This window comes from Actinoplanes sp. SE50/110, from assembly GCF_900119315.1.
Taxonomy (GTDB): Bacteria; Actinomycetota; Actinomycetes; order Mycobacteriales; family Micromonosporaceae; genus Actinoplanes.
Genome location: NZ_LT827010.1, coordinates 561,501 through 567,500, shown reverse-complemented (window position 1 = coordinate 567,500; position 6,000 = coordinate 561,501). Strand labels below are relative to the sequence as shown.

Here is a 6,000-nt window from a genome sequence, read left to right as displayed (position 1 = left end):
AGGTCTGGTCCATGCGGCCGTTGCCGGTGACGACGGCTACCGTGTAGCCGATGCCACCTTCAGCCGAGCTTCCCGGGTTCCTCCACAGCGTCGCGCCAATTCTGGACCGCTGGGGATATCTGGCCCTCGCCGGCGTCATCGGGGTGGAGAGCTTCGGCGTGCCGGCCCCCGGTCAGACGATCATGGTGGCCGCCGCGATCTATGCCGGCGCCGGCCGGATGAACATCTACGTGGTCGCCCTGATCTGTTTCGTGGCCGCGGTGCTCGGCGACAACATCGGTTACTGGATCGGGTTGCGCGGCGGCCGTGCGGTGGTCAACCGGTTCGGGCGCTACATCTTCGTCACCCCGGAGCGGCTGGAGAAGGCGGAGCAGTTCTTCGCCCGGCGGGGCAACCGGATCATCGTGGTGGCCCGGTTCATCGACGGGCTGCGGCAGCTCAACGGCGTGATCGCCGGGATCACCCGGATGCCGTGGCGGACGTTCCTGCTGTACAACGCGATCGGCGCGGCGCTCTGGGTCGGCTGGTGGACCACGGTGTCGTACCTGCTGGGCCAGAACCTGGTGACCATCATCGACCAGGCGCACCGGTACAAGTGGCCGGCGATCGCGCTGGTGGTGCTGGCCGTGGCGACCTATGTGGCGCTGCACGTGCGGCACATCCGGCGCCGGCGCGCCCGGGCCGCGGCAGCGCAGCCGCCCGGCGAGAAACCCGTGTGAGGAAGGCGGAGGCGGGTGCGAAGGTTCAGCTTCGCGGGACGTACCTGCGTGATCACCGGCGCGGCCGGCGGCATCGGCGCGGCGCTCGCGCTCGAACTGGCCCGCCGCCGGTCGGTGCTGGTCCTGGTCGACAAGGATGCGGAGGGCCTGGAGCGGGTCGCCGGGCTGGCGCGTGACCTCGGCGTTTCGGGCGTCACGACGTACACCGTCGATCTGGGTGACGGCGAGGACCGCCTGGACCTCGCGGCCGAAGTCTCGTCGCGCCTCGGCGGCGCGGATCTTCTGATCAACAACGCCGGCGTCACCCTTTCCGGCACTTTCGAGCAGAACCGGCTGGCCGACGTCGAGTGGCTGCTGGAGATCAACCTGCACGCGGTGATCCGGATGACCAAGGCCTTCCTGCCGCAGCTGCTGGCCCGGCCGGGTTCGCACCTGGTCAACATCTCCAGCCTCTTCGGCCTGATCGCTCCGCCGGGCCAGGTGGCCTACGCGACGAGCAAATTCGCGGTACGCGGTTTCACCGAGTCGTTGCGCCACGAGCTCACGCCGCGCGGGGTCGGGGTGACCGTGGTGCACCCGGGCGGGGTGCGCACCGGCATCGCCCTGAACGCGCGGCTCAGTGGCCCCGACCCGGATGGTGAGCAGGCCGCGCAGAACAGGAACTTCCACGAACGGGCGCTGACCCTGCCCCCGGAGGAGGCGGCCCGGCAGATCGTCGCCGCGGTGCAGTCCCGCCGCCCGCGTCTGGTGATCACCCGGGAGGCGCGCGCCGCTGACCTGCTGGTCCGGCTGTTACCGGCCTCGTACTGGTCGCTCAGCCAGCGGGTCGCGCGTCGTTTCGACTGAGATGCCGGAGAGCGCCGGGGTGACCTGTTCGCGGAGCCCGAGCATGACCAGCCACTCGATGAGCTGACGGTGCACCGCGTCCGGCCCGTGCAGGTCCGCGGTGATCGGCCAGGCGGCCGGGTGGACCAGCATCGCGTCGGTCTGCCAGCCGCCGAGTCCACCGTGCGAGCCGACGAGCTCCTCGAACGCGGCCACCTCGTCGGTCTCCGGGTCGACCGAGCTGATCACCACGAGGTCGCCCAGGTGCGCCGACTCCTGGTGCCGCAGCAGGTCGGCGCGCGCGTGACGACCGTACGGCAATAATGGATCTTTGCCGTCGATCTTGCCGTCGCGCAGCCGGTGGCTGCCACCGGGACCGAAAGCGATCGGCCCGTGCTCGTCGCCCACGATCACCAGACCGACCCCGGGGTGTGCGGCCAGGCCGGCGATCAGCCGCGGATACCGCTGTTCGATCTCGGCCCGGAGCACCCGGTGCGGGAGCCGGGCCAGATAGACCAGCGACAGGTTCCCGGAGGAGAGCACCAGCAGCGGGGCGGCGATCGGCGCCGGATCGGACTCCCGGGGTGCGGCGGCCGGCTCGCTGGTGAGCCGTTCCACCACCTCGTCGAGGGTTTCGCCGTGCCGCTGCCGGAAGGTGGCGCCCTGGCTCTGCCCGTGGTCGGAGAGCACCACGAGGTGGTATCGCCGGGCCGCCTCGGGCGAGAGTCGTTCCAGCACGCCGAGCATCCGGTCCAGGCTCTCCAGCTGGCGCATCGACTCCGGCCGGGCCGGGCCGGCGTGGTGCGCCACCTCGTCGTAGTCGACCAGGTCGCAGTAGACGACCGGGACGCCGCGGGCCATCTGCTCGGCGACCAGCGAGATGTTCACGTCGCGCAGCAGCATGGCGGCCGGGCGCAGCGCGAGGTAGGCGCCGGAGCGGCTGACCCGCGGCTGCACGTTCCGGCGGCGCTGCAGGCGGGCCTGGTGCAGCTCGGTGAAGACCTCGGCGACGCCGAGGACCAGGGCCCGGGTGAAGCCGTACGGCGAGGCCATGAACGCCGCCCAGCCCCGTGCCGACCGCCCGGGCAGCGCCGCGTGACTGATCGTCAGCAGGTTGGTGACGGCGTCCCCGCCGAACGCGTTGCTGATGCTGACCCCGCCGTCGCGGAGCAGCCCGTGCCCGTCGCTGAGCCGGCGTTCGATCACCGCGGCATCCCGCGGCCGGTTGGAGACCATCACCTTGCCGGTCTCCTTCTCGAACCAGCGGAACGCCGGGATCTGCCGGGACGCGCCGTGCAGGATGCCGGCCTGCGACGCCGGGGTGGTCGACGGCAGCCCGGTGTGCCACGGCCGCAGGCTGTGGCTGCCACTGCGCAGCCAGTTCCCGAGCACCGGCAGGTTGCCGGCCCGGATCGCCCAGCGCAGCACCGGCTCGGCCACCCCGTCGAGCTGGACGACGAGCAGGCCGGGCTCGGTGCCGGGGCGGGGGCGGCGGGCGCTGAGGAGCGGGCCGCCGGCGCGGCGGGCCGCGCGGCGCCGGACCCCGCGCATCAGCCGGCGGGCCTCCCGGACGAAGGTGTCGTCGCTGCCGGCGTCGGCCATCCAGTCCAGCAGGGCCGCGAAGATGACCGCGAGGATGGCCGCGGTGACCAGGCTGGGCAGGCCGTTGATCCGGCTCGCCGGGTCCAGTTCGAGGGCGACCACCATCACCATGACCTGGGCGATCACGCCGGACAGCATGGCGCCCCAGCCGCCCAGCGCGGTGATCCCGAGCAGCAGCAGCGGGCGCAGCACCGCGCCCACCACGGCGACCAGCACCACCAGGCCGAGCGTGTCGACGATGTCGGCGCCGGCCACGCCGGGCATCAGCCACAGCGTCACGGTCACCACGACGAAGGTGGTGACCGCGCTGCGCAGCACGCCGCGGGCCCGGCCCAGCACTCGGCGCCAGGTGAACAGGGCACGCACCTCGGGGCTCAGTGGCACGCCCTCGACGATTTCACAGCCGGACACGGACCGCGTGTCCGCACCCTTTCGGAGGAGTTCGGCTAGCTTCGGGACGGTGCGTGTGCGCTCAGTACTGATGATCCCGTTCGTCCTGATCATGGCGGCTTGTCAAGCCCCCGAGAAGGCGGACCCCGCCCCGCCCGTGTCCCGGGTGGTGGCCGGCTATTTCACCGAATGGGGCGCCTACGGGCGCGGCTACCGGGTGAAGAATCTGGTGAGCAGTGGAGCCGCCGGGCGGCTCACCCATCTGCTGTACGCCTTCGGCAAGGTGGACGGTGGCCGGTGCGGGGTGGGCGACCCGTACGCGGCCTACGAGAAGCCGATCGCCGCGACGGACAGCGTCGACGGCGCAGCCGACGCGCCCACCGCCCCGTTGCGCGGCAACTTCGGGCAGCTCAAGAAGCTGAAGGCGACCCACCCGGGGCTGAAGATCCTGTGGTCGTTCGGCGGGTGGACGTGGTCGGCCGGGTTCACCCAGGCGGCCCGCGACCCGGCCGCGTTCGCCAAGTCCTGCCACGACCTGGTCACCGACCCGCGCTGGGCCGGCGTGTTCGACGGCATCGACATCGACTGGGAGTACCCGAACGCCTGCGGTCTGCAGTGCGACACCAGCGGGCGCGAGGCCCTGGCCAAGGTGCTGGCCGCGCTCCGCACGGCATTCGGCGCGGGTACGCCGGTGACCGCCGCCGTCCCCGGCGACCTGAAGAAGTTGCAGGCGGTCGACTACTCGGCGGCGGCCGCGCAGGCCACCTGGCTCAGTGCGATGACGTACGACTATTTCGGCGCCGGAACCGCCGACAAGCAGACCGCGCCGCATTCGCCGCTGACCGGCTACCCGGGCATCCCGCGCCCCGGCGCGACCACCGACGCGACCGTGACCCAGCTCCTCAACCAGGGGGTGCCGCCGGCGAAGCTGCTGTTCGGGGTCGGCTTCTACGGGCGGGGCTGGACCGGGGTGCGCAGTCCCGCGCCGGGTGGGCGGGCGACCGGCCCGGCGCCCGGCACCTACGAGAAGGGCATGGAGGACTACCGGGTGCTGGCCGGGCGATGCCCGCCGACCGGAACGGTGGGCGGCACCGCGTACGCCCGATGCGGGGTGCAGTGGTGGTCCTACGACACTCCGGACACCATTCGCGGGAAGGTCAACTATGCGCGCGAGCGGGGACTGGCCGGCGTCTTCGCCTGGGAGCTGTCCGGTGACACCCCGGACGGCCGGCTGCTCACCGCCCTGGCCGGCTGACGGTCGCTAGCCGATCCGGACCCAGACATTGTCGAGTACGCCGTTGAACTGGTCGTTGTCCCGGAAGGCACCCTTACCGCCGATGCTCAGCGGCCGGTCGTTGGCCACCTCCAGATCGGCCGGGATCCGGGTCCGGCCGCGCAGCACATCGTCCACATAGATCTCGAAGCGGCTGCCGGCCCGCTCACACCGGACGGCATGCCAGCGGCCGTCGGCGGCGGTCACCGAGCTGCGCACCATCCGGATCAGGCCGGGGCGCCGGACGTCGACCAGCACACAGCTGGGCGCCCCGGCCATGCCGTCCACCTGCAGTTTGTACTGGCTGCTGGTTTTCGAGTAGCCCTTCTGCACGACGTTCTCACCCTTGCTGGTCTGTCCGGGTGCGAGCAGGACGTCCGCGCCGTACGCCAGATTCCGCAATCCCGGGTTGAGATCCGCGGTGCCGGGGCTCTGCAGTGCCACGTGCGGGCAGGGGCCGGTGTCGCAGCGGGCCGGGAAGGCCAGGGCGGTGCCGGTGCCGTGGACCACGGTGCGGATCCGGCCGCCGCGGGCGGTGACGATCCGCAGCGTGTGGCCGAAGCCGGAGGTGTCCCGAGTGAGGCCCGGTGCGTCGAAGTCGTACCGGACGATCATGACCGGAACCGGCGGCGGAAGCATACCGTCAGCCCCGGTCAGCCGAAGAAGTTCTGTACCTGGGTGAGCGTCAGGTACCCCTCGTGCTCCAGTTCGCGGGGCACCGAGGTGAGCGGTCGTTCGGTCACCGGCAGGTCGCCGGAGCCGCTCGGCGGGTCCGCCGGCTCCGGGTCCGGGGGCAGCGCGGGCAGCGCCATGGCGGCCCGGATCACCTCGAACATGGTGCGCACCTCGGACACCGCGCGGCGCATCAGCTCCTGGTCGGTGCAGGTCGACGGGAGCGCGCAGGTGAAGTTGGCCCGCAGCTGGTCGTCGACGTGCCGGATGTCGGCGCTGGGCCGCAGGTGGTCGTGACCCTCGGTGACGATGCCGAGCTGGCATCCCCGGATCCCGCTCCGGTTCCACCACTGCCGCCAGCGCGGATCCGCGTCCAGGGTGTGCATGGCTTGCTGGAGAGCGAGCAGGTAGTGCCGTGGCGCCCGGCCGTCCCGAGTTGCCGTCCCCAGCCGTGGGTGGAGCCAGAACTCGTCCATGTCTCGCATGGTCCCAGGCTTCCCGGGCGCCTCGTGGGAATTC

Annotated in this window: 6 protein-coding genes; 3 read left to right on the top strand and 3 right to left on the bottom strand. The window is 71.9% G+C overall.

Annotation, left to right across the window (positions count from 1 at the left end):
- Positions 1–50: 50 nt before the first annotated feature.
- Both ACSP50_RS02505 and ACSP50_RS02500 read left to right on the top strand, forming a co-directional pair.
- Positions 51–719 carry a DedA family protein gene (locus ACSP50_RS02505; protein ID WP_014687582.1) on the top strand — a complete coding sequence of 223 codons (669 nt, stop codon included), beginning with the start codon at positions 51–53 and terminating at the stop codon, positions 717–719.
- Positions 720–734: 15 nt separating this feature from the next.
- Positions 735–1,565, top strand: a complete 831-nt coding sequence (locus ACSP50_RS02500) for an SDR family oxidoreductase (RefSeq protein ID WP_014687581.1) — start codon at positions 735–737, stop codon at positions 1,563–1,565.
- On the opposite strand, the gene ACSP50_RS02495 is transcribed toward ACSP50_RS02500, so the two are convergent.
- Positions 1,512–3,530 carry an alkaline phosphatase family protein gene (locus ACSP50_RS02495; protein WP_231956845.1) on the bottom strand — a complete coding sequence of 673 codons (2,019 nt, stop codon included), beginning with the start codon at positions 3,528–3,530 and terminating at the stop codon, positions 1,512–1,514. The genes ACSP50_RS02500 and ACSP50_RS02495 overlap by 54 nt on opposite strands.
- A 76-nt stretch (positions 3,531–3,606) precedes the next feature.
- Here ACSP50_RS02495 and ACSP50_RS02490 point away from each other — a divergent pair, with 76 nt between their 5' ends.
- Complete coding sequence (locus tag ACSP50_RS02490) at positions 3,607–4,791, top strand: glycoside hydrolase family 18 protein (RefSeq protein WP_231956844.1); 1,185 nt, start codon at positions 3,607–3,609, stop codon at positions 4,789–4,791.
- A 6-nt stretch (positions 4,792–4,797) separates the two neighbouring features.
- On the opposite strand, the gene ACSP50_RS02485 is transcribed toward ACSP50_RS02490, so the two are convergent.
- Entirely contained in the window at positions 4,798–5,424 is a 627-nt protein-coding gene (locus ACSP50_RS02485) for a LamG-like jellyroll fold domain-containing protein (RefSeq protein ID WP_014687578.1), read from the bottom strand.
- A gap of 38 nt (positions 5,425–5,462) precedes the next feature.
- Positions 5,463–5,957, bottom strand: a complete 495-nt coding sequence (locus ACSP50_RS02480) for a hypothetical protein (RefSeq protein WP_014687577.1) — start codon at positions 5,955–5,957, stop codon at positions 5,463–5,465.
- Positions 5,958–6,000 lie beyond the last annotated feature (43 nt).